The organism is Ignavibacterium sp. (assembly GCF_025998815.1).
Taxonomy (GTDB): Bacteria; Bacteroidota; Ignavibacteria; order Ignavibacteriales; family Ignavibacteriaceae; genus Ignavibacterium.
Window position 1 is genome coordinate 256,221 of sequence record NZ_AP026678.1, and the last position, 24,772, is coordinate 280,992.

A 24,772-nucleotide genomic window follows, 5' to 3' on the forward strand; every position below is an offset into this window, starting at 1 on the left:
AGAATCTCATTTGTTTTGACTTTACTTCCTCTAAATATATATCAAAGAACTATTTACAGCTATTTCAGCCACACTTTTTGACTATTATGCCCGTAACGACTTTATACAATTCTTCCCGTTCTTGTATTCCTTTTAATTTCTCAGACCTTTGCACAACTTATGACACGCACAGCCTTGGTTCGTGATCCTTCACAACTCGAAAGAGGATTCGGAGGAGTTGTTGCTGGTGTTGATTTCGACGGCGATGGTTTGCCTGAAATTTATGCGTGCAACACTAATATGATTGATGAACCTTATGAGTTGGTTCCAAGACTTTATAAGTTTGAATGGAATCCGGTTACATCAACCTGGGACTCAGTTTGGGGAGTTACTTCCGATGTTCCTTTACAAAATACATGGCCTGCTTTAACCTGGGGTGATTTGGATAACGATGGAAAAGCCGAATTGTACTGGGGACCAGTTAACAATCTCGATGCTTCATTAAATCCAAATCCTGCCCGTGTTATCGTTTATGAATATCCCGGCGACGGAAGCGATAATATGGGCGTTGATGATGGTTTCGGTGGATTTTTACCAAATGCAAAAACTACGATAGTTCAGGATAATATGTTTAATCTTCGCCCGATAAGATTTGTTGTTGCTGACATTGATGGCGACGGAACTGATGAACTAATTTTTGCTGACAGAGCTGCCAGCTCTGGAAACTATCATCTTGGGGTTTTATCTGTTGATAATATTCCTGACGATGGTAGCGGTACCGAAACCTGGATAACGGAATTCTCCGGAATCGGTGATTTTGTTCTTGCTGCTTCAGGAAATAAATGGGATTTAGTTGTAGTTCCTCCTTATATCGGTTTATTCAATGCAGATGGGAGAACTTTCCTTATTAAATATGATGCCGGGAATTATATAGTAAATCCACCTCAATCCGGAATTGCAGGAAATAATTCATCATTCAAAGGTTCGGTTGCTTTTCCTGAAGGTGATGGGGCCAGAGTTTTTGTAGGCGGATGGTTCAGCTCTAAAGTTTATTACATAACTAAAGATGATAATGTTGATACTCTTCGTTCATATGAAGTTGCTGATTTTATTAACTTTGATCAGGATCCAAGCAGTCAATTAAGACTGAACGGTGCTGACTGGGGAGATGTTGATGGCGATCAAAAAATAGATATGTTCTTTGGAACAAGAGGCGGAACAGCGCAACCTAATGCTATGATTTTCCGTTTGGAATATCTCGGTGGTGATCCCACAAATCCGGCTAATTTTGTTTCTTCAGTCGTTGACTCTGCAATAATTGCTGCTGGTGGTGATTACGATGTAGTTGTTTGTGGTAATGTTGATGGTGATCCGGAAAGTGAAGTTCTTTATACCCAAGGATACTCAAGAGGAAATCCAACTGATGAACCGGTTCCAATTGTAATTCTCGATTATCAATTTACTCCGGTATCAGTTGAAAGAATAGCTGACTTTATCCCAACTGATATGTATCTTGATCAAAACTATCCAAATCCATTTAACCCATCAACTACAATTAAATTTGGTGTTACCAAAGCTTCTAATGTTGATTTAAGAGTATTTGATATGCTTGGTAACGAAGTATCTGTAATTGTTGATAATCAGTTTATGGAAGCAGGAAATTATTCTGTTAAATTCAATGCTGATGGATTATCAAGTGGTTTTTATTTGTATCAGTTGAAAGCTGGAGATGTAAAGGTTACAAAGAAAATGCAGTTAATTAAATAAACCACTATGAATTTGATAAAGGGTTGTCTGAAATACATTTGCAAATCTTTCAGGCAGCCCTTTCTTTTTATTGTTCTTTTCCAATTAAAAACAATTGACACTTAGTTGATTTATTATTGAAGGCAATCACTAACTTGCCAAGAGGTAGCAATGAAAAAATTAATTACCACTTTGCTTTTTACATTTATTTGCTTCACATTATTTCAATCTGATTTGTTAGCAGATGTAACAGGAAAAATTGCTGGTAAAGTTACAGATGCTGAAACAGGAGAACCACTCATCGGAATAAATGTTATTATAGAAGGAACTACGATGGGTGCCGCTACCGGAATGGATGGAACTTACATTATAAATAATGTGGAGCCGGGCAACTATAATCTTATTTTTTCCGGAGTTGGATATCAGAAAAAGATTGTAACTAATGTGCGAGTGTCCAGTGACTTTACAACCAGAATTGATGTTCAGCTCTCTTCAGAAGCAATTGGACTTGAAACTGTTGTTGTTGAAGCAAAACGTCCATTAGTCAGAAAAGATCTTACATCATCTCATACAGTAATTGATAACACACAGATAGAAGCTCTGCCCGTTGAAAGCATTGACCAGCTTTTAGTATTGCAGGCAGGAATTACCAAAGGTGCTGGTGGAGAACTTCATATAAGAGGAGGAAGATCTACCGAAATTGCATACAATGTAAATGGAGTTTCATCAGTAAATCCTTATGACTTTGGAAGAACTGTTCAGATTTCTACTAATGCCATTCAGGAATTATCTGTAGTTAGCGGAACATTCAATGCTGAGTATGGAAATGCATTGAGCGGCGTTGTTAATGCTATTACTAAAGAAGGCGGGAATAAATATTCCGGCTCTCTTTCATATTATACCGGAGACTATTTCAGCTCTCACAAAAATATTTTCTTCAACATCGGCGATATAAATCCTATAAACAATCAGGTTCTGGAAGGAACATTCGGAGGTCCATTACCATTTACCGATAACAGTGTTACTTTTTTCTTATCCGGAAGATATAATTATGATAAAGGATTTCTTTACGGACAACGTCAACATACCATCTATGATTCTGTTTATCGAAATCCGAACAATCCGAGCGATATAAGACTATCATTAACAGGCGATAACTCAATCGTATCTATGAATCCTTCGGAAGATTTAAATCTCACCGGAAAGATTACTGTTAAACCTTTTACAGCAATGAAAATTAATTATGATGTTGTTTACACCAACTCTGACTATCAAACATACAATCACGAACTTAAATATGTTCCTGATGCTAATTATCATCGTTATGAATGGGGATTATTAAATTCCCTTGAAATAAGACAAGCAATTGGCTCAAATACTTTCTACTCATTGAAGGGCGCTTTCAATGTTTATGATTTCAAACGATATCTCTTTCCTTTGATTGATGCTTCGGGAAATGAAGTTAGCTTCAGGCCTGGGATGAGTCTGGATGGTTTAAGACCAGACCCGAGATATCAACCATCGCACAAAAGTTTTAAGTTAACTCCGTACACATTTCGCTCAGGTGGAACATCTAATGAACATTTTTATCAAAGGTCTTATGCGAGTGAAATTAAATTTGATTTAACAAGTCAGGTCTCGAATGAACATGAAGTTAAGTTCGGATTAAGAGGGAAATATGATGTATTAGATTATCAGTACTTTACAATATTCAGAGATACAACAACTTATCTACAACCAACAATTCCGGATACCAATACATTATATCACGACATTTATTCAAGAGAGCCATATCAGTTTTCAGCTTATCTTCAGGATAAGATGGAATACACAAATATGATTTTGAATGTCGGATTGCGTTTCGACTATCTTAATCCAAAAGCCAAATATGCTCCGGATATTTTTAACCCAACAACCGGATTAACTGATGCAGAACCAAAAAGTATTTTCAGTCCGAGAATCGGTATTTCATTCCCGATAACTGATCAGGGAATAATTCACTTTTCATACGGACATTTTTATCAGTTACCACCTTACAGGTATTTATTTACAAATCCTAACTTCAAAAAATCCGGAAGCACTCCAACTTACGGTAATGCAAATCTTAATCCAGAAAAAACCGTTACTTATGAAATGGGTTTGCAACAGCAATTAACAGAAACAGTTGCATTTAATATCACCGGATTTTATAAAGATGTGCGTGATCTTCTCGCACTACAGGAAATAAGAATTAGTACAAGCGAATCTTACTTTAAGTATGTAAATAAAGATTATGCTAACATTAAAGGAATTACTTTCTCATTAACCAAAAGAAAATTAGCAGATGATTTATTCGGTGCATCACTCGATTATACTTTTCAGGTTGCTGAAGGAAATGAGACGGGAGCTTCGTCTTTCTTCCTCGATTTATCATCCGGAAGACAAAGCGAAAAAATTCCTGTTCCATTAGATTGGGATCAGACACATACTCTTAATGGTTCTATTACTTTTGGAAATTATAAAGATTGGGTTGTTACTCTTGTGGGAACATTAAATACAGGTTTGCCTTATACACCAATTCTGTTCGAAAGAGAAATTTATCTTAAAACAAACAGCGAAAGAAAACCGCTTCAAACAAATGTTGATCTGCTGATTGAAAAAACTTTTGACTTCAAAGTAGCTGCAGTAACTCTGTTTGTTAAAGTTTTCAATCTCTTCGATACTCTTAATGAAAGATTTGTTTATGATGATACGGGAAGAGCAACTTACACTTTGGAATCAACGAAAGGTGGACCTCAGGAAACTAACAGGTTATCGCAAATTATTCCCGGTTTAAAATCCGCAGATGAATATTTCACTCGACCTCAGTATTATTCTGCACCTCGGGAGGTGCGTTTAGGTTTATCAATTGAATATTAAGCATCGGAGAAAAATATGTCTAAGCTATCATTAAAGATTTTATTACTAATATTAACAGGGTTTATATTCTTTACGAATTTATTTGCTCAGGAATCTGTTCAACAAAGAAGGCAAAGAGAACATCAGGCAGTTATTGATTATATCCAATCACATCATCCGAATTATCCTGTTAATCCTAATCCAGTTAAAACATCATCACTCAAATACAGCGGACCAAAAGGATTATCAAAGCTGAACGCATTTGAAGATAGAAAAAGATATCTGATGAACGGAAACAATGTAACCTGTGAAATCTGGAATTATGGTGGAATTGGTCCCGGCTATCCTGGCGCAAATCTGAGAGAATTACTCGCAATGGTTTGGAAAGATGCTCCATATATTTTCCAATTTACTCCGTTGGTTGCTTCTAAAGTTCAATCAGAAACAGGCGATACCATTTTCATTGTTTCTGATGGATTATACGATTATGACAGACCACAGTTAAGAGAAAGAGACCCTGCAACCGGATTATGGTGGACTTTTGAACCATTACCAGGTTATGCTGATCCAGATCAGGAATTTATGGCTTCCAATCCAGCGTTCGATTCTGACCGTGATGGTAAACCAGATAGCTGGCCAAGAGAGTGGTACAACTCAGCTCTTGGTGAATATGTTTGGCCTGGTTATCTGAAAGTTGGTGAGAACAATGCAGACCTTGAAGTTTACTGGGCAATGGACGACAGAGATAACAAGGAATTTAATTACTATCCTTTCCTGAATGATACCACCAGAAAAGGTTTGGGAGTACAGATTGATGGAAGAGCTTTTCAGTGGAGCAATTCTTTAGCTGCCAATGCAATTTTCTTTGTTTGGACAATTACAAATGTAAGTGATAAAGATTTAGATTCAGTTGTATTCGGAATTTATGGTGATCCTGATGTTGGTGGAACTGATAATGATGATGATAATGGTTTCTTCATAAAACCCTACGGAGATGATGTTCAGAACATTCCGGTTTATGCAAGAAGTATGGTTTATTTCTGGGATCCTGATATGACTGGAGACCGTGGTGTTGGGTTAGGTTATCTTGGTTGTAAATTCCTTGAAAGTCCTGGAAATCCAAATGACGGAATTGATAATGATGGAGACGGAATTGTTGACGAACGACAGGATGATGGAATTGATAATGACGGTGATTGGAATCCGGAAACCGACGATGTAGGAATTGATGGAATTCCAAACACAGGAGATTTGGGCGAAGGTGATGGTGTTCCTACTGCAGGTCAAAGACTTCCTGATGGAAGACCGGATCCACTTGCACCGGGCGAACCAAATTTCGAATACACAGACCTTGATGAAGCTGACCAAATTGGACTTACAAGTTTCAACAGTGAGTCCTGGGCAACATCACTTGCAATTGGTAATGATCCTGATATCTGGAACAGAGTTCAACCGGGTAACTTCAGCGAAATTACAAATAACGAAGACATAGTTTTCATTTTTGGTTCCGGAAAAATTTCTTTGAAGAAAGGCGAATCAAAAAGAATTTCTATGGCTTTCCTTTTTGGTGACAATTTACAGGATTTATTAGTAACTGCAGAAACAGTTCAGGATATCTATAATAAAAATTATCGTTTCTTCAGACCACCTGATTTGCCAACAGTTACTGCAATTCCCGGTGATAAGAAAGTTACTTTATTCTGGGATACCAAAGCCGAAGAAAGTATAGACCCGATTACAGGAAAAGATTTTGAAGGTTATGTTATTTACAGAAGCACTCGCCCGGATTTTGCCGACATTCAGAAAATAACCGATGGAAGAGCTTCAACATTCTTATATGATCCTTTGAAAGATGTTAATGGTTTCGATGCAAAATTTGATCTTAATAATAACTGGAAAGGTTACCATCCTGTTGCTTATCAAGGAAGAGGAATTCATTATTATCTTGGCGATGATACAGGACTTCGTCATATGTTCGTCGATTCGAATAAAGTTTTGAACGGACAAACATATTACTATGCTGTTGTTGCTTATGATCACGGCGATTCAATTGGAATTCCACCAACAGAAACAACAAAAAAGATAAATGTTGATCCAATCACATCACAATTAATTTTCGATAAGAATACTGTTCAGGTAATTCCCGGACCTCGCGCTTCGGGTTATGAGATGCCTTCAATCAAATCAACAGATGTTCTTCATCCGAGTGGAATAGGAAATGGTGATGTTAATTTTCTGGTGTTAGATGATCTTTCTGTAATCGATGAAAATTATACTCTTACATTTTCAGATACTCTTAGATTACAAGATACTGTTCTGTTAAAGAAAAACTATTCTGTAATCGGTGATAAGTCCGTGACTGAAAATATCTTTTTATTCGGGACAAAGTTTGCTGCACTTTCACATACTAATATTATTAATGATGCTACACTTCAGGTGCGGGATAAACAAGGGAATCAGTATAATCTTAATACTGATTTTATAATAAATTTTGAAAAAGGTGCTATTCGACGAACTGAAACCACATCTATGCCCGATAATTCCGAGTACACAATTACATATCGTTATTATCCGGTCTATCAGAGCACTGCACTAAAAGGTGAGGATTCCAATCCGGTATTTAATGGCATAAAACTGATTATTAATGATTTTGATGCATTGCAATTCGACCAGCAAAGATCAAAGTGGAGCAGAAGTGATTTAAATATTGCGGTTTCAGTTGGATTATCTTCACTTGGTGCTGCCAACAGAAAAACATTATGGCCTGCAGATTATGTGATTACATTTTCAAACTCTTTTATTGATTCAGCAAAATACTTTAAGCTTGGTTCTCCTTTAGGTACAATTCCTGTTAAATACAAAGTTGAAGAAGTAACCAGTGGGGTTCCAAGAAGAATCTGGACAATACTAAAAGAAAATACCATTGTTGATTCTGCCTGGTCAAGGGGAGATGAAATTATTTTCTACAAACCCGGCGCGCAGGCAATTTCAACTGATACACTTACCTGGGGAATTATATTCGGACAAATGACCGCAAGCGATTCTTCAATGCCAGGAGATGGTGATCAGTTCTTCTTTTACACTCAGAGACCATTTAATCGTAACGATGTATATAAGTTAACAACAAAAGCTGGATTTGTTAACAATGACCTTGCAAAGTCGAGATTGGATAATATTTATGTGGTTCCAAATCCATATGTTGCTGCAAACGAAATAGAGCCGGGTAACAGATTACCGGATAAAAATCGTGGCGAAAGAAGAATTTATTTCGAAAATCTTCCACCCAAATGTACGATTAGAATATTTACTCTGTCGGGTGAATTAGTTACAACGCTTGAACACGATTCCGGAATGGATAACGGAAGAGAATTCTGGAATCTTCTTAATCGTGATGGATTCAGTGTTGCATACGGAATCTATTTAGCACACATAGATGCACCAGGAATTGGTGAGAAGATTATAAAATTTGCATTAATCAAGTAATCGGATGCAGGAGTTTAAAATGAAAAAAATAAATATTATACAAGTTCTGATTACAACTTTTATTTTTGTCAGCATTGCAAGTGCACAAACACTTAAAACCGGCACAACTGCTGCACAGGTTCTTAAATTCAATGTTGGACCAAGAGCAATTGGAATGGGTGGGGCTTATACTTCTGTTTCAAATGACATTCTTTCAACTTATTGGAATCCGGCAGGAACTGCTTCAATTAATTCCAATGAAGTATTTTTTAATCACACTGATTTGTATCTGGATATAAAACATGATTATTCAGCATTCGCTACAAATCTTTCTGATTTAGGCACGGTTGGATTATTTGTTTCTGTTCTGTCGATGGATGAGATGGAAGTCAGAACAATAGAACAACCTGAGGGAACAGGAGAATTCTTTGATGCAGGTGCTTTAGTAATTGGAGTTAATTATTCCAGATATCTTACTGAAAATTTTTCAATCGGTTTTAATTTTAAGTATATCAATGAATCTATCTGGCATATGTCAGCAAATGGTTTTGCAATTGATATCGGTACACTTTACAAAATTCCAATACTAAATGAATTCAGAATTGCTGCCAGCATTTCAAACTTCGGAACCAAAATGCAATTAAGCGGAAGGGATGTAACTAAGACTTTTCCTTCCGGCTCTACAGGAAGAGATATTCTGAATGTTAATTTTGAGCTTGATCATTTTGATTTACCATTGCTTTTCAGATTTGGTGTATCAGCAGATTTAATCAAAGATGAAAATTCAAGATTAACCGCTGGTATTGATGCAGTTCATCCAAATGATCATTCTGAGTATATCAATTCAGGTCTGGAATATTCCTGGAATGAAATCGTATTTATACGAGGTGGTTACAATTCACTTTTTGAAACCGATTCAGAGAAAGGATTAACTTTAGGTTTTGGTTTGAATTACCGTCTGATTGATGCAATAAAAATTAAATTGGATTATGCATTTCAGGATTTCGGAAGGTTAACCAATGTACATTATTTTTCATTTGGTATAACTTTTTAATTTCATAAATCAAATAATAATTATAACACCCTGAACTTGTTTCAGGGTCTTTTTAAGTTAATAAAAAAATTCAATGAAAATATCATTACTTATATTGATTGTTTTTAGCAGTATTATTTTCTCTCAAACATTCAGAGTAAATCGTCCTGTTCCTGACACAATTGAAACGAATGGAAGTTATTTATTTGGAGAACCACGATATCAGGATCCGGCAAATGCACATCGTGGAATTGATATTCTGATTAGATGGGACACTGTTCGCTCTGCAACAAATGGCTCAGTTTATTTTGTCGGTTATAATCCAAATGATACAATAGGAGGATATGAACCAAATGGAGCGGGGAATTATGTAGTGATTAAAAGTATGTTTAATGGAAGATTAACTTATTTCTACTATATGCATTTAAAACAACCACTGGTTGATACTAATGATGTCGTATTATCAAGTCAGCCGATAGCAATATCAGGAAATACGGGAAGATCAACGGGTGCGCATCTACATTTTGAAATCAGATATGATTCACCATATTCAACTTCAAGAAAGACACGAAATCCGGAACTTTGGTGTGCAATAACAGGAATGGGCGCTATTGTTGGCAGGGTTCCGAACGCACCAAACAGTACTCGGGTTGATATTTATCCCGATCCAAAACCACGACCACCATATACTACTTTCAGTTATGCATTAACCTATAATTTTAATGATCCATACATCGGAAGTGATGAAGTTTATAATGAAAATTATGCGATTGGAGATGTGAAGCCCGGCACTTATACTATTAGATCAATGAATAACACTTATGTTCGAACAGTAACAGTCGGTCCGGGACAAATTGTTAATGCTGATCAACCAAATGATGTCGATTTTAATATTACAGTTCCGGAAGATTTTGCTTTAATGCAAAATTATCCGAATCCATTTAATCCGACTACTGTTATCTCATTTAAAGTTCCTGAACCGTCATTTGTTCAACTGAAAATTTATGACATGCTTGGTAATGAAATTGCTACTTTAGTTGATGAAGAGAAATCAGCAGGTGAGTACCATCAATTTTTTGATGCTTATGGTTTAAGTTCAGGTGTTTATGTTTATACGATAGTTGCTCAATCTTCATCAGGCAGAGCTTTTCGTGAAAGTAAAAAGATGATGTTCTTAAAGTAAGCTAAAACTAATCTTGTTTCCAATGGCAATCAGTACAAAGATGCTGTGAAAGCGATTCGCCAAGATCAACAGGATGTTTGAACTCCAGTCCATCCAATGAAGTTTTAACAGTTCCGTCATTCATTCTCTGCGAAATAATAATATGACAACTATTACAATCATTGGATATAACTTTTCCATCGTTACTCACATGTTTTCCATCGTGGCATCTGAAACATCCCGGAGTATAAACATGCGAAATGTTATCAGGAAAATGTTTCCAATCGGCTCTCATATAAGGGAAATAATTTCGCTGATAAATTTTCTTAGTGTTTTCAATTGCTTGCTCAATCTTATCTTTTTTAGCTGAATAGATTTCAGGATAGTTTACTTTATAAAATTCATCAATTACTGTTTGAATGCTGTCAAGTCCGATTTCTCTTGTTGTATAATTTCCTTCGAGGGCAAGAACAATCAAACTCTTAATGTATGGAAGTGTTTCATCAATTCTTCCTTGTGACATATAAAGATTTGCCATCTTATCAGGTTGATGATAAATGTGTGAAGGTCTGTTATGGCAATCAATGCAATCCATCTTTCGGTAGTTTTCTGCTTTGAAATTTTTCTCATCAAAGTTTGCTTCTTTATCTCTGTAAATAATTTCTTTCCCGTCAGAAGTAATCAGCTTTACCCAGGGAATTACAAGTCTTCTTTCATCTGTATGAATGTATTCAACCTGATTACTGATATTCATATGCCAGTGAATGCCACCGGTAGTTCCAAACTCACTATTGCCGCCACCAATTTTAACAAGCATAGTCAAACCGGATTTGGTATTCTTTTCATCAGATAAGTAATAAGTATGATCAACTTTCTTTTCGCTGAAGAAGTGAGAAGGTGAATGACACTGTTCACAAGTTCCTTCAGCCGGACGAAGTTCTTTAACAGGCGTTTGTATTGGTCTGTTATATTTATTAAAGAGAACAGAATAGACCTGATATGCGCCACTTAATTTTGATTTCACATACCAGCTTGTTCCTGAACCGATATGACATTGAACACACCCAACTCTTGAATGAGGTGAATTTAAGTAAGCAGTGTATTCCGGTTCCATAACCTGATGACAGATAGTTCCGCAAAAAGCATCTGTTTCAGTGTATTCATATGCTTTGAAACTTCCGAATGCAGAAAAAATTAAAAGCAAAAGTGTTCCCACTGAAAAAACGACAACCATAGCTCTTTTTTTTGGATCGTTTAAATCAATTACAGGTAAAGTTCCGGTTCTGAAAATTCCTTTCTTCTCTCTTTTCCTTTCCCTGATTATTCCGTATGCAATGAGTAATAATCCAGCTATTAAAAAAATTGGAAGTACTATGTATGTAATAATTCCCATATAAGGTTTTTCAGAAGGGCTGAATATATCAATTATGAAGAGGAAGACAATTAATCCAAAACTTAATAATGCTAATGCTGCCCCGGAAAGTGTTATGGGATTATAAACATAATGCGGAAAAATTTTTTTCATCTTTCTCCTCAATCAATAGGAAAGATTAAAGAATTAATATTCTGACTTAAATTTAACTATGAATTTTTATCTTCAGAATTTTCTTTTGACTCCTGTTTTTTCAATCTTTCAAGTTCAAGCGGATGTTCGTGAGCCATTTCTTCTTCAGTCAAAGTACCCTTGAGCCAGGCAAGATTCATAGGATAAACATCAGGATTGAAAATAACGAAATAGAAGTGCCAGACTACTATTGCTAGGAAAGCTAACCATGCTTCAAAGTAGTGAATAGTGCGTGCAATGTCCCATTCTAATTTTGAAAATGTTCCGGCCTGATCTGTATAAATCCACATTATTAAGCCGGTAACACTCATAACAACAGTACCCCAGACTAAAGCCCAGTATTCAGCTTTCTCAACATAAGAGAATCGATCGAGTTTTGGTTTTTGATTTGAAAGTCCAAGATTAAACTTTGCCACTCCAATTGCATCTTTAACATCCTGCCAACGAGGTAATAAATCGATTACAAGCTGTTTGCCTCGTTGAGTAAAAAGAATGTAATACAGATGATAGAGACTCACAACAATCATTGCGACTGCAGCAATTCTGTGAATTAAGCTTCTGTATTCAAAAGCGTGACTGCTGATATCTCTTATATGGCTTACCCACCAGGATTCAGGGAATCTAAGCATAAATCCAGTTATTACAAGAATAATAAAACTTAGAGCCATCGTACCATGCTGAATTCGCTCAGCTAAGGTCATTCTTAAATATAAACCATGTCCGTGATGTTCTACTTTAATTTCACCTGCCTGGATAAGCTTTCTGATTTTTCCTTTTCTATAAAAATCAACAGCATTATGTAAAAACATTCCGCCGACAATTGAGACAATCAGTACAATATAAATTGTAGCAATCCAGTAAAGAATTGGTTCTTCTTTTTCTTCAAGACTAACATGAATTTTTCCGGCAACAAATGTTGTATTTGCACCCGGATGGCATTTGCCGCAAGTCTTAACAAGATTATCTTTATATACTGTTGATGTAGGATCGGTCGATGGTTTTATATTATGGGCTCCGTGACAACTTCCGCAATTGGCTACAGTTGCTGAACCACCTCTTAATGCCAGACCATGATATGATTCAGTGAAAGTTTTAAATCTGTTTGCAGATAAACCATACTTCTCCGAAAGCTTAACCGATGCATGACAAGGCGAGCAAACCATTAGAGAAACATTTTGATAAGCAACCGGTGAATTTGGATCAGTATGTTTTAAAATATTATGTTCACCGTGACAACTTGTACAAACCGGTGAATCAATATTTCCTTTAGCAACGCTTATACCGTGAACGCTTTCTGCATATTCATTTTTTATTTCTGAGTGACACTTCCCACAAGTGTTTGGTATATTTAATCTGTAAACGGAAGATTGAGAATCCGAAGCTTTTATAACATCGTGAGCAGAATGACAATCCACACAACTTGCCGCATCACCATTACCAGAGTGTAATGCTTTTCCATGAACACTTTTATCATAAGCTAAGATAAATTTTGTTGTTGGTTTGGTTTTACTCCTGACTGTTGGATCATCAAGGTGACAGGAAAGACATAGTTTTTCCTGAGCTTGTTTCATTGATGTTTTGTCATCCTTAAATGCTACTTTGGTTATAGCACCTTTATGACAAGTGATGCAACTTGGAGCACTTTCATCTCCCTGAGAAAATACTATTCCGTGATTTGACTTCTTATACGATTCCAACTCATCTTTATGACAATTACCACAAGATTCGGGAGTACTTTTTGCAGACCATTTGCCTGTTTTTGTTGAAGCAACTTCGTGAGAGCCGTGACAACTTACACAGGAAACATCCTTTCCACCACCAAGTCCTTTGTTCTTGAGAATTTGAGGATGGAAAGAATGTTTTGTTAATGCTGCATTATGGCAGCTAACACAGTTTACTTCTTTAATTGGATCAGCGTGCGGTATATCTTCCGGATTGAATCCCTTGTGGCAAGAAACACAATTTAATTTTGAGTGTACAGATTTTTTAAAGATGCTTTCATCAACAAACAGGGAAATTGTTTTTCCCTTTTTATCCATAGTGAGTTCATTATCACTATGGCACATCAGACAATCTTCGATTGATTGAGCATATATCTTAGAGGGCAGAATAACTAATCCGATTATAAGGAGGGAAATTTTAAGATGTTTGGGAAGCATCTTCTTTTTAATAAATCGAGAAAGTCTGTGTGCCACAGTAAAACCTCTTTAATTGGTTATTTGGATTCAGTTTTGAGAGTAGATAACCATTCAACTAATTTCTTTAGATCTTCATCTGATCCTTTGAATGCAGTTTTGTGATCTTTGTTATTTAATTTCATTTCCTTTTTCAAATATTTTATCATATCCTCTGATTTCATTTCAGCACCTACATTCGATAAATCTGTTGCATCCGATTTCTTTGATTCAATACCAGCACTTTTAACAGTATGGCACATATTGCATTTCTGATCAACAAATATTTTTTTGCCAGCGGGATCATCATTTGATGAAATTGTGAAAGCAAATCCATAAAGTGCTACGATTGCGATTATAATTCCAAGATAAGCAATAATGTTTTTCATTTCTGAACCTCACTTTGTTTTTTATTAAGTTGTTTAATTTTATTACAACATAAATACCACATTAATATTATAATTTCTAACTTTTTTTAAGCTTTTGATTCATTGTATGTATAGAATTTCTCACAAAAGGGAATACAATCCTTTTACAATTCGCAATTATTAGAAAATTTATTTTCGAATAAATATTAAGCAATTACAAATAATTAATAAATATGATTTGTTCGAAATGCTAAATTTGAATTAGTTGTGAAAAAGTAGTTCCGGAATCTTTGATGTAATTTCATTAAGATCAAACGGCTTATAGAAAATTTCATCAACGATTTGCTTTATACGACTTTCAGAGTCTTTGGATTTATTTGTGAAGACATAAGTAAGAATGATTGGAATTTCAGAACGACACTTCTTAAACTTTTCGCACTTATCAATAAGTTCAGAATCTGGCTCAGCATCAATTATTACAAGGTCTGCCGTTTTATTACATATCAATCCGGAAACTATATCAAGATCAGTAGTTGCTATGACCCGATAGTGGGTCTGTAAATACATCATCAGACTGTAACACAGACTAAAATCCGGACTATAGATTACAACTCTTTTCATTTAATAAACTGATTCTCCGAAAATATTCGGAAAAAGTTTGCTACTTATATGCCAAAGCTAAAATCAAAGAAATGACATCAATATTTCCGAAATTTCAGAGATTATTTTCCATTTGTGAAATAAACTGAAAAATGAATTCTCTTAAATGAAAAGAGTTTTACTAATCAAATCTTGATATCCAACTCTTTGAGTTTTCGGTAAAGAGTGGATAACCCAACCTTAAGAATATCTGCAGTTTTTTCTTTATTGAAGTTATTCGATTCAAGTGCACGCATAATAAAATCTCTTTCGAATTTTCTTACACTATCTTCAAGCGAGTTAGAAAAATTCAATTCGAAATTTCCTCTGTCGGGTACAAATGAAGGAGGTAAATCATCCGTAGAAATGTATTCGCCTTTACAGAAGATTACAGCTCTTTCAATTATGTTTTCCAATTCACGAACTTCACCTTTCCATTCGTGAGCAAGCAATGCTCTCATCGCATCGTTGTCTATTCCTTTGATATTCTTGTTAAGTTCTTTTCTGTATTTATTTAGAAAATGGTCTGCTAAAAGTGGAATATCTTCTTCCCGTTCTTTTAATGATGGAAGATGAATCTCAACTACATTTAGTCGGTAGTATAAATCTTCACGGAACCTTCCGGCTTTAACTTCTTCTTCAAGATTGCGGTTTGTCGTAGCAACAAATCTTACATTAACCGGCAACGATTGGGTTGTTCCAACCGGAGTATATTCCTTTTCCTGAATTGCTCGAAGAAGTTTTACCTGAAGTTGAGGAGGCATTTCACTGATTTCATCTAAAAATAAAGTTCCACCATCTGCGGCTTTAATAAAACCTTCTTTGTCAGAAATTGCACCGGTAAATGCTCCTTTTTTATGACCAAACAATTCACTCTCGATAAGATTTTCAGAAATAGCTCCGCAGTTAACGGCAATGAATGGTTTATTTTTTCTTTTACTTCTATAATGAATCGCTCTGGCTACAAGCTCTTTTCCGGTTCCGCTGTTTCCGCTAATTAATACTGTTGAATCTGTTTCAGCAACTGCCTGAATCATATCAAAAACTTTTTTGATTGCAGGACTTTTACCAACTATATTATCGAAATCATATTTACGATTAATCTCTTCGCGCAAAACTTTATTTTCAATAAGCAAATCTTTTACTTCGAATAATCTTTTAACTTTAATAAGAAGTTCATCAAACTCAACTGGTTTAAGAATATAATCGCTCGCACCATTCCTAAGTGCTGTAATAGCTGTGTCAAGCGAACCGAAAGCGGTTATTATGATTACTGCAGTTTGCGGGTCAAGGGTTTTGATTTTTTCAAGAAGCTCAGTGCCTTTCATCGCAGGCATTTCGATGTCTGTTATGACAAGATCAAAATGTTTTTCTTTTATTTTGTCATAAGCAATCTTACCATTTTCTGCTTTTTCAACTTCATATCCTTCGGTTTCCAAAATGTAGGAGATTGAATCACGAATTATTTCTTCATCATCTACGACTAAAATTTTAAATGCCATATTTTTTCCTCTCACTAATTATGAATCGGTAACTTAATTATGAATGTTGTTCCTTCGTTTAATTTACTTTTTACTTTTATGTCGCCCTGAAAACTTTTTACAATGCCGTAACTAACCCAAAGTCCAAGCCCTGTACCTTTGCCTTCTTTTTTTGTTGTGAAAAAAGGTTCAAATATTTTATTGAGGTTTTCTTCTTTTATTCCTGGTCCGGTATCAACAAAGGTTATTGTAAGCCAATCAGAATCTGCTTCCGATGTAACTGATATTTTTTCATTATGTTTTTCTTTCTTTTCTGAAATTGCATCAACTGCATTAAGAAGAATATTAAGAAAAACCTGTTGAATCTGATCAGCAATTAATGGCAGCATTGGGATTGAGTCACTGAGTTTGGTTTCGAAAGTAATATCCTTGGCTTTAGTGCCGACTCGAGTAATCTCAACTGCTTCGGTAATCACTTTATTAACATCAGTTAATTCAAGTTCATAATTTGATGGTCTTGAAAAATCAACGAGGTCACGAATAATTTTTGAAATTCTTGTTATCTGACTTTTTACCAAGCTAAGTTTTTCATTAACAAATGGATCTTTAGAACTTCTCTGTGCAACCTGTACCAAAGCAGAAATAGATGCGAGCGGATTTCCCACCTCGTGAGCAATTCCTGCTGCAAGTGTTCCAATGCTTTCCATTTTCTGAGTATGAATCAGTTGTCGCTCTAAGGTTCTTTTTTCTGTCAGGTCTCTGTGAATTGCAAAATATCCGGACACTTTTCCATCTTTCTCAAGAATAGGTGAAATAAGAAGTTGGGTATAAAATGGCTCACCATTTTTCCTGCGGTTTTCAACCTCTCCAACCCAAACTTTTCCGCTTGATATTGTAGCCCACATTTTATCCCAAAATGATGATGGTAGTTTTCCGCTGCCGAACACTCGTGGATTTTTACCAAGCAATTCTTCTTTAGAATAACCAGAGGCAACTTCAAAGGCACGATTTACATAAATAATCTTTCCGTTCAAATCTGTTATCTCAATTGGATTAACACTGTTTTCCGCAACATTAAAAAATCTGATTAGTTCGGCTTCTTTTCTTTTCTCGTCACTTATATCTCGAACATTAATGATTGCGAGTCTTTTTTCAGGGATAGTATCAGTAAAGGGAATAATGGTAATCTTAACATTAAAGAAATTTCTATTGATAAAGAGACGAGTTTCAATTTCTTTGGACAATCCATCATTTAATGCTTCTGAAAAGATTTTTTCTGAATTATTTCTGTCACATAATTCTATATAATCAAAAAAAATTTCTGTGTCGTTAACTTCCTGTTTCAAAGTCTCTGTAGCTACTTTGTTCATTCTCGTTATTTTGCCATTTGGCTCAACAAGAAAGAACATATCAGGAAAGTTATCGAATAATGTAAAATCAAAATTCAGGTTGTTCATTCAATATTTATCGGATTTTAGTGTACAAAAATAGCGATTATTTGTTTCCTGATTAAATGTAAAAAGCTATTCTGTGATATAGAATTTTATTTTTTTAACGATATTTGATAGCAAAATGCAAGGAGATTTATTGAAAGAACTTTTTGAAATTTTCAGATATCGTTTGCTTTGGTTGAATCTGATTCTTGTAGCATTATCGATAGTGTTGATGTTTCATTACAAAATAATATCATTACTTGCTTTTGTGCTTCTGATTAACCTTTATGATATACTTGGATACCATTTTACTTTAATCAGAAGAAGTACTCATGTTCCTGACAAAGTTATTGTAAAAGCTTACAGAGTTCATCAACTGCTTTTTGAAATTCTTATAGCTGTTCTGATTGGATTAATATTCGGCTGGCAATATTCAATCACTTGTGCAATACTAAAATGGTTTGGATTACAGGATTTGCTTTACTATTTATTCCTGCAGAAGCAAATTCCAGACAAATTTACCTGGATGAAATGGACTCCTTTTGGAATTATTAAAGGTGATTTATCAAAATTTGAAGTTATTTTTCAGGCAACGATTGGAATTATTATTGCAATCCTGATTATAATTTTATAACAATATGAAAATAGGATTATTACAATACAATCCCGTTTGGGAAGATAAAGAATCTAACAAGCAAAAAATTTTATCTTTTGTCGAGAGGACAGAAGAAAAAATTGATTTGTTGATTTTGCCTGAGATGAGTCTTACAGGATTTACAATGAATGCTGAACAATTTGCAGAAGGGATTGGTGGTGATACATTCAGATTTTTCTCTGCACTTGCTCAGGAAAAATTGTTTGATGTGTTTGTCGGAATTATTGAAAGAGGAAAACAAAAACCGTTTAATACTCTATTGCATATTAACTCAAAAGGGAAGTTGATAAAACTTTATCGGAAAGTTCATCCATTTTCATATTCAAAAGAAAATCAGTTTTATAACGCTGGTTCAAAACCAGTAACTACAAAGATTAAAAAAAATCTTATCGGACTTTCAATTTGTTACGATTTAAGATTTCCTGAATTGTATAGAAAATATGCTAAGAAGCGTGTTCATCTGATTGTTGATATTGCTAATTGGCCTGATACAAGAATTGAACATTGGAGAACATTATTAAAAGCACGTGCAATCGAAAATCAATGTTATGTTGCCGGAGTAAATCGCGTTGGAGATGATCCAAAGCTGCATTATAACGGATGCACAAGTTTTTATGATCCGATGGGAAATCTTCTTTCTGAAGTAGTTGAAGAAGAAAAACTTCTGATAGTTGAGCTTAATAAAAATTATATCAACGAGGTAAGAGAAAAATTTCCTTTCCTCGATGATATGAAAATGATTTAATTATAAATATTCTACTTGCTTCTGTTTACTTCATCAAAATCATCTTCTTCGTTTCAGAGAATGTCTGTCCAATTGGAGAACTAGCTTCCATTCTGTAGAAATAAACTCCGCTAGGTAGCAACTCTGCATCCCAGGTGACTTCATAAGTGCCAGCTGGTTTGTATTCATTAATAAGTGTTGCAATTTCATTCCCCAAAACATCGAATACTTTCAAAGTTTGCCAACTGCCCTCTGGCGAATGCCAACTGATTTTTGTACTTGGATTAAATGGATTAGGATAATTCTGTGAAAGTAAAAAAGAATTAAGTTGATTTTCATTTTGTTCTTTAACTGAAACTATTTCAGTTAATGGTCTTTTCCAAACCGATACAGGAATAGCGCCATAATTGCCATTTGCAACAAAAACAAAGTTGTTGTAAACCAGAATGGAAGTTACTCTGCAATTACCAAGATTATCATTTTTACTAAAAAATGATTCTCCGTTATTTGTTGAGATATAAAATCCTGAATCTGTTCCTGCAAATACATATTGACCATACTTATATAAAGAATAAACATAAGCTCCCGGTTTGTTGAATGCTGTTTCCCAGGATTGTCCATAATTCGTTGAACGATAAATCTTTCCATTCTGAGTTCCGAAGAAGATTATCGAATCATCTGCAACCACTGAAATCCCCGGATCGTTATGAATTGTTATCCAGTTAGCACCAAAATCAGAAGTAACATTTAGTCCTGATGAAGCTAAATAAATTCTGTTTCCTGAAACGAACAAATAACCGACAGTATTGGATATCGGAGACCAGGATTGACCTTCATCTGTTGATATGAAAACATGAGGATTGCCAATTCCGGTAGCCACAATAAATGTATCTCCTGCAGCAAGTGACATTGGCTGAAATGCAAAAGAGGTTAGATTCCAGTCTAATCCGTTATTTGTTGTTTTATAAATTCCTTGTGTTGGATAACTAATTCCGCAATAGACATTTGCACCTGATTTAGCTAATGTCCAGGCAAAAGCAAGCGGACCAAAATATCCTGTCCATGAATTTCCCTGATCACTGCTGCGAAAGAGAAAAGCAGTCCCACCTGCGTAAAGAACTCCGTTATACTCGAGCAGAGCCATTATATCGCCACCAATATTTGAATCATCTGCAGAAATCCATTGTGCGTTCAGGGAATTGATCGGAAGAGAGAACATAATAAAGAGAAGTGCAAATTTTTTCATCAGATTTTCTCCTAATCGAAGTGAGCTATAATAAAATTCAGAAATTCTGATACAAAATTAATTAAATCTTACGTGTGAATTTCAAAATGAAGTTTTTGATGGGATGTAAATTAAAATGTGCTAAAATGAATTGGCTAATCTTTTTTTGTTTTAATCATCAGTAAATGAATTGTTACACCAATAGCAATCAGCAGTAAAACAACTTTTATATAGAATTCATCAGTGAGATAAAAAGCTGATAGTAAAATCATTATCCACAAAAAAGCTATATTAAAAATTTTTGCTTTTATAGTTAATCCGGTTTTATCCTGATAATTTTTCACATACATTCCAAGCACTTTATGATTTCTTAGCCATTCATTTGCTTTAGGTGAACTTTTAACAAAACACGCAGAAGCCAAGATCAGAAAAATTGTTGTTGGTAAAACCGGTAGAAAAATTCCAATAACACCAATGGCTACTAAAAGAAATCCACTTATCAGATAAAAGTATCTGTAGAATTTTGGCAACTGAATATTCTTTATTTCGGAATTTTTATTCATATCAAAATATGTTTTTAATTTACAAGCAAACTTTATCTATCTCAATTTATAAAACAAATAGATAATATTTATATTCACATTGAAAAAAATTATCCATTCAATAAACAAAAGATAAAACTTTATGTTTGCGGTTAAACGAAGAATAAATTTTTTTGATTGTGATCCGGCCGGAATAATCTTTTTTTCCCGCTTGTTTGATTTCTGCCATTCTGCCTACGAACAATTGATTGATTCTTTTGAACTTGATGAAGATTACTGGGATAATTCAGTATATGTAGTTCCAATTATTCATACGGAGTGTGATTATTACAGACCGATAAAATATGGTGATGAAATAGAAATACAATTATCAGTTTCAAACCTTAAAAACTCTTCATTCGAACTCACTTATTCATTATTGTTGAATGGTGAAAAATGTGCAGTGGTTAAAACCGTGCATGTTTTTGTTAGCAGGGAAGATTGGAATAAAATGAACATACCTGATAACATTATGATTGGACTACAAAGGCAACTGGCTGAATAATTATTTTTCAGTTCTGAACATTACACGAATTCTTTCTCTTTCAATTTTTCCCAAAGATATTTTGGGAAGTTGGTTTACAAAATAAAATTTTTTAGGAATCTTGAATGCCGCAAGTTTACTCTTCAATTCTTTCTTTATATCTTCATCGCTAATTTCTTTATCCGCCACTATTGCACAAGCAACCAATTGACCCCATTCGTTATCTTCAATCGGAAAAACACAAGCTTCTTTAATACCTTGAATTTCCATCAAAGCTTTTTCTACTTCGTAAGGATTAACATTTTCTCCGCCGCTAACTATTAAATCGTTTCTTCTTGCTTCTAAGAATAAATATTCACCGCTGATTTTTCCTAAATCACCCGAGTGATAAAATCCGTTTTTCAATTTTGATTTTGTTTCTTCCGGATTGTTCAGATAATGACTGAATAAACTGCTAGTAGAAATTAAAATTTCATCTTCGTCAGATAATTTTATTTTAGTATTATTAACTGGTTTGCCAACTGTTCCTGGATTTTTTCTTATCTCCTCTGCTGATGCTGCTGTGATAAATGAAGCAGTTTCCGAAGATCCATAAACTCTGATTGGTCTCCATCCGATTTTATCTGAATTGATTATCAGTTCATCTTCCGAAAAACCACCACCAACCAAAGTTAACTTTAAGGATTTATCTAATTTTGTATCACATTCAATCAATCTCTGTAATTGAGTTGAAACTAATGAAATATGTGTCGGATTAAATTGTTGGATTGCTTTTTTTAATGATTCAGTTTCAAGATTATCTGGAATTATAATTTCACAACCGGAAGCTAATGCTCGGCAAATAATTTGAAAGCCACCAATATGATAAAAGGGAAGTGAAGCCAGCCATCTGTCAGAAATATTTTGATTAAGAATTTCTGCTCCGTTGATAGTACTGTTTGCAAGCGAGTTAAAAGAATGTACAACACCTTTTGGTTCACCTGTACTGCCTGATGTAAAAATAACTAAAGCTTCATCATTACTTGTTGATTTTATTTCTTTGCCAGGTAATGATGATAGTTCGTCAAAAGAGAATTTTTTTACTTTGATGTTTTTTATCTTATCAAAAAAAATATTCTCATAAAAAACCAAATCGAATTTATGTCTGGTCAGTACACTTTCAATTTCTATTTCAGTCCATCTTGTATTGATTGGAACAGGTACGAAACCTTTATTCCAAAGCGCTAAAGTTATTCTAATAAATTCTGAATTATTTGAAGATAGAATCGGAACAAACCGGTTTGTTAAATCATCTATGGCAGAAAGTTTTGCTGAAAGTACTTCTGTCGAATTAAATAATTCTTTGTAAGTAATATTATTCGTGGAAGTTCTTATAGCGATTAAGTCATCACGGTTTGCATATTTGTAGAAAAAATCTTTCATCAAAAAGTTAAATAATCATTCCTGCGGAAAATAATAAACCATAAAGCGCAGAATATTTTGCACTTACTTCCAGAGTTTTATTCAGTTGCTGACCTTGATAATTAAAAATCATTTTAACTAAAAGTATTGCTAAAGGAAGAGTCAGATAAGGTAAGAAAATTGTTTCGTCAAAATTAAATTCAAAATACAGGATGAACGGTACAAAAAAAGATAACAATAAAAAGAAAATGTATTCATATCTGGAAAATTCTCTTCCAAGTATTACTGCAAGAGTGTTTTTACCAGCTTCTTTATCTTCTTCAATATCACGGTAATTATTTACGATTAAAATGTTAGTTATCAATGCACCGACAGGAAGTGAAACCAGAAAAGAAACTAGTCGTGAACTCAAGATGATGAAGATAGTAAGTTCCCATCGTTCCGATGATTCCGAAGAAAAGAAAAACAAATAAATCACCAAGTCCGTGATATGCAAGCGGATATGGACCAGCAGTGTATGCAAGTCCCGCGATGATTGAAAAAATTCCTATTGCAAGAATTTTCCAGTCAGTAACATAAACCAGATAAAGACCAAGAATGAAAGTCAATCCGAAAACCAGAATGATGGCATTTCTCATTTCTTTAATTGAAATTAGTCCTGCTGATAAAACTCTTAAAGGACCTTTTCGTTTTTCAGTATCAGCACCTTTCAGATGATCGTATAAATCATTAGTGAAATTAGTTCCAATCTGAATGAGTAGGGAACAAACAAGAGCAACAATAGAATAGAGCGGATAAAATTTCCCTTGATTGATTGAAAGAGCAGAGCCGACCATTACAGGAACAACCGCTGCTGGAAGTGTTTTCGGTCTGCTTGCTAAAATCCAGTATTGAAGTTTACTTTCAGCTTTCATCTTAGTTAATTAACTAAGTTTAAGGAAGTTTTGGAAATTTCTTGAAGTCAGGTTTGCGCTTTTGCAAATAAGCATTCTTTCCTTCCTGAGCCTCTTCGCTCATATAATAAAGCAGCGTTGCATTACCTGCAAGCTCCTGAATTCCGGCTTGTCCATCAAGCTCGGCATTAAATGCAGATTTAAGAACTCTTATTGCCATCGGACTGTGTTGCATTATTTCTCTTGCCCACTGAACAGATTCATCTTCAAGTTTGTCAATCGGAACTACTGTGTTTACTAAACCCATCTCTAATGCCTGTTGTGCATTATACTGACGACACAAATACCAGATTTCACGTGCTTTCTTTTGCCCGACAATTCTTGCAAGATAACTTGAACCGAATCCTCCGTCAAAGCTTCCGACTTTTGGACCAGTCTGTCCAAAGATTGCATTATCCGCAGCGATTGTTAAATCACAAACAACATGTAAAACATGTCCACCACCGATCGCATATCCTGCAACAACAGCTATTACAACTTTTGGAATGCTTCTGATAATTTTTTGTAAATCAAGAACATTTAATCTTGGTACTTTATCGTCACTTCCGATATAACCTTTATCACCACGAATTCTCTGATCACCACCTGAGCAAAAAGCATATTTGCCGTCCTTTGCCGGACCAGCACCTGTAAGTAAAATTACGCCAATACTCTGATCTTCTCTTGCATCGTTAAATGCATCAATCATTTCTTTAACTGTTTCTGGTCTGAATGCATTTCTAACTTCAGGTCTGTTTATTGTTACTCTTGCAATACCTTCGCCTTCAAGTTTTTCGTAGATAATGTCCTGGTATTCTTTAACTTTTTTCCAGTTGTATTTCATTGTTCTCC

20 protein-coding genes are annotated in these 24,772 nt (G+C 34.8%); 8 read left to right on the forward strand and 12 right to left on the reverse strand.

Annotation, left to right across the window (positions count from 1 at the left end):
* Positions 1-159: 159 nt before the first annotated feature.
* From Q0X14_RS00980 to Q0X14_RS01000, 5 genes are all read left to right on the forward strand, one after another.
* Entirely contained in the window at positions 160-1,746 is a 1,587-nt protein-coding gene (locus Q0X14_RS00980; RefSeq protein ID WP_297841217.1) for a T9SS type A sorting domain-containing protein, read from the forward strand.
* Between the two features lie 150 nt (positions 1,747-1,896).
* A complete protein-coding gene (locus Q0X14_RS00985; protein ID WP_297841221.1) occupies positions 1,897-4,623 on the forward strand; it encodes a TonB-dependent receptor in 2,727 nt (908 codons plus the stop codon).
* Positions 4,624-4,638: 15 nt separating this feature from the next.
* A complete protein-coding gene (locus Q0X14_RS00990; RefSeq protein ID WP_297841223.1) occupies positions 4,639-8,085 on the forward strand; it encodes a hypothetical protein in 3,447 nt (1,148 codons plus the stop codon).
* Positions 8,086-8,104: 19 nt separating this feature from the next.
* Positions 8,105-9,118 (forward strand): PorV/PorQ family protein, encoded by a 1,014-nt coding sequence (locus Q0X14_RS00995; protein ID WP_297841226.1) that lies wholly within the window; start codon positions 8,105-8,107, stop codon positions 9,116-9,118.
* 73 nt (positions 9,119-9,191) lie between these two features.
* Positions 9,192-10,280: a peptidoglycan DD-metalloendopeptidase family protein gene (locus Q0X14_RS01000; protein WP_297841229.1), complete on the forward strand. Its 1,089-nt coding sequence runs from the start codon at positions 9,192-9,194 to the stop codon at positions 10,278-10,280.
* A gap of 7 nt (positions 10,281-10,287) precedes the next feature.
* On the opposite strand, the gene Q0X14_RS01005 is transcribed toward Q0X14_RS01000, so the two are convergent.
* The 6 genes from Q0X14_RS01005 to Q0X14_RS01030 form a co-directional block, all read right to left on the reverse strand.
* Positions 10,288-11,784 (reverse strand): NapC/NirT family cytochrome c, encoded by a 1,497-nt coding sequence (locus Q0X14_RS01005; protein WP_297841233.1) that lies wholly within the window; start codon positions 11,782-11,784, stop codon positions 10,288-10,290.
* Between the two features lie 56 nt (positions 11,785-11,840).
* The gene (locus Q0X14_RS01010) at positions 11,841-14,018 is read right to left on the reverse strand and encodes a cytochrome b/b6 domain-containing protein (RefSeq protein WP_297841236.1); all 2,178 of its coding nucleotides are present in this window, start codon (positions 14,016-14,018) and stop codon (positions 11,841-11,843) included.
* 20 nt (positions 14,019-14,038) lie between these two features.
* The gene (locus Q0X14_RS01015; protein ID WP_297841240.1) at positions 14,039-14,386 is read right to left on the reverse strand and encodes a c-type cytochrome; all 348 of its coding nucleotides are present in this window, start codon (positions 14,384-14,386) and stop codon (positions 14,039-14,041) included.
* Between the two features lie 240 nt (positions 14,387-14,626).
* On the reverse strand, positions 14,627-14,986 hold the full coding sequence (locus tag Q0X14_RS01020; RefSeq protein WP_297841244.1) for a hypothetical protein: 360 nt from the start codon (positions 14,984-14,986) through the stop codon (positions 14,627-14,629).
* Between the two features lie 164 nt (positions 14,987-15,150).
* Positions 15,151-16,506: a sigma-54 dependent transcriptional regulator gene (locus tag Q0X14_RS01025; RefSeq protein ID WP_297841247.1), complete on the reverse strand. Its 1,356-nt coding sequence runs from the start codon at positions 16,504-16,506 to the stop codon at positions 15,151-15,153.
* Between the two features lie 14 nt (positions 16,507-16,520).
* Positions 16,521-17,942: a PAS domain-containing sensor histidine kinase gene (locus Q0X14_RS01030; RefSeq protein WP_297841250.1), complete on the reverse strand. Its 1,422-nt coding sequence runs from the start codon at positions 17,940-17,942 to the stop codon at positions 16,521-16,523.
* 130 nt (positions 17,943-18,072) lie between these two features.
* Here Q0X14_RS01030 and Q0X14_RS01035 point away from each other — a divergent pair, with 130 nt between their 5' ends.
* Both Q0X14_RS01035 and Q0X14_RS01040 read left to right on the forward strand, forming a co-directional pair.
* The gene (locus Q0X14_RS01035; RefSeq protein ID WP_297841253.1) at positions 18,073-18,552 is read left to right on the forward strand and encodes a hypothetical protein; all 480 of its coding nucleotides are present in this window, start codon (positions 18,073-18,075) and stop codon (positions 18,550-18,552) included.
* A 4-nt stretch (positions 18,553-18,556) separates the two neighbouring features.
* Positions 18,557-19,318, forward strand: coding sequence for a carbon-nitrogen family hydrolase (locus Q0X14_RS01040; RefSeq protein ID WP_297841255.1), 762 nt, complete (start codon positions 18,557-18,559; stop codon positions 19,316-19,318).
* 25 nt (positions 19,319-19,343) lie between these two features.
* On the opposite strand, the gene Q0X14_RS01045 is transcribed toward Q0X14_RS01040, so the two are convergent.
* Positions 19,344-20,543, reverse strand: coding sequence for a T9SS type A sorting domain-containing protein (locus Q0X14_RS01045; RefSeq protein ID WP_297841258.1), 1,200 nt, complete (start codon positions 20,541-20,543; stop codon positions 19,344-19,346).
* Positions 20,544-20,677: 134 nt separating this feature from the next.
* Entirely contained in the window at positions 20,678-21,085 is a 408-nt protein-coding gene (locus Q0X14_RS01050) for a YbaN family protein (protein ID WP_297841261.1), read from the reverse strand.
* Positions 21,086-21,206: 121 nt separating this feature from the next.
* On the opposite strand from Q0X14_RS01050, the gene Q0X14_RS01055 reads away from it, so the two are divergent.
* Complete coding sequence (locus Q0X14_RS01055) at positions 21,207-21,608, forward strand: thioesterase family protein (RefSeq protein WP_297841264.1); 402 nt, start codon at positions 21,207-21,209, stop codon at positions 21,606-21,608.
* Here Q0X14_RS01055 and Q0X14_RS01060 read toward each other — a convergent pair whose 3' ends face one another.
* The 4 genes from Q0X14_RS01060 to menB are packed head-to-tail and all read right to left on the reverse strand — an operon-like array spanning position 21,609 to position 24,764.
* The gene (locus Q0X14_RS01060; protein WP_297841267.1) at positions 21,609-23,009 is read right to left on the reverse strand and encodes an AMP-binding protein; all 1,401 of its coding nucleotides are present in this window, start codon (positions 23,007-23,009) and stop codon (positions 21,609-21,611) included.
* Between the two features lie 7 nt (positions 23,010-23,016).
* A complete protein-coding gene (locus Q0X14_RS01065) occupies positions 23,017-23,352 on the reverse strand; it encodes a UbiA family prenyltransferase (RefSeq protein ID WP_297841269.1) in 336 nt (111 codons plus the stop codon).
* Entirely contained in the window at positions 23,342-23,902 is a 561-nt protein-coding gene (gene menA / locus Q0X14_RS01070; protein WP_297841273.1) for a 1,4-dihydroxy-2-naphthoate octaprenyltransferase, read from the reverse strand. The genes Q0X14_RS01065 and menA overlap by 11 nt, the downstream gene beginning before the upstream one ends.
* Positions 23,903-23,921: 19 nt before the next feature.
* Positions 23,922-24,764, reverse strand: coding sequence for a 1,4-dihydroxy-2-naphthoyl-CoA synthase (gene menB / locus Q0X14_RS01075; protein ID WP_297841276.1), 843 nt, complete (start codon positions 24,762-24,764; stop codon positions 23,922-23,924).
* Between the last annotated feature and the right edge of the window lie 8 nt (positions 24,765-24,772).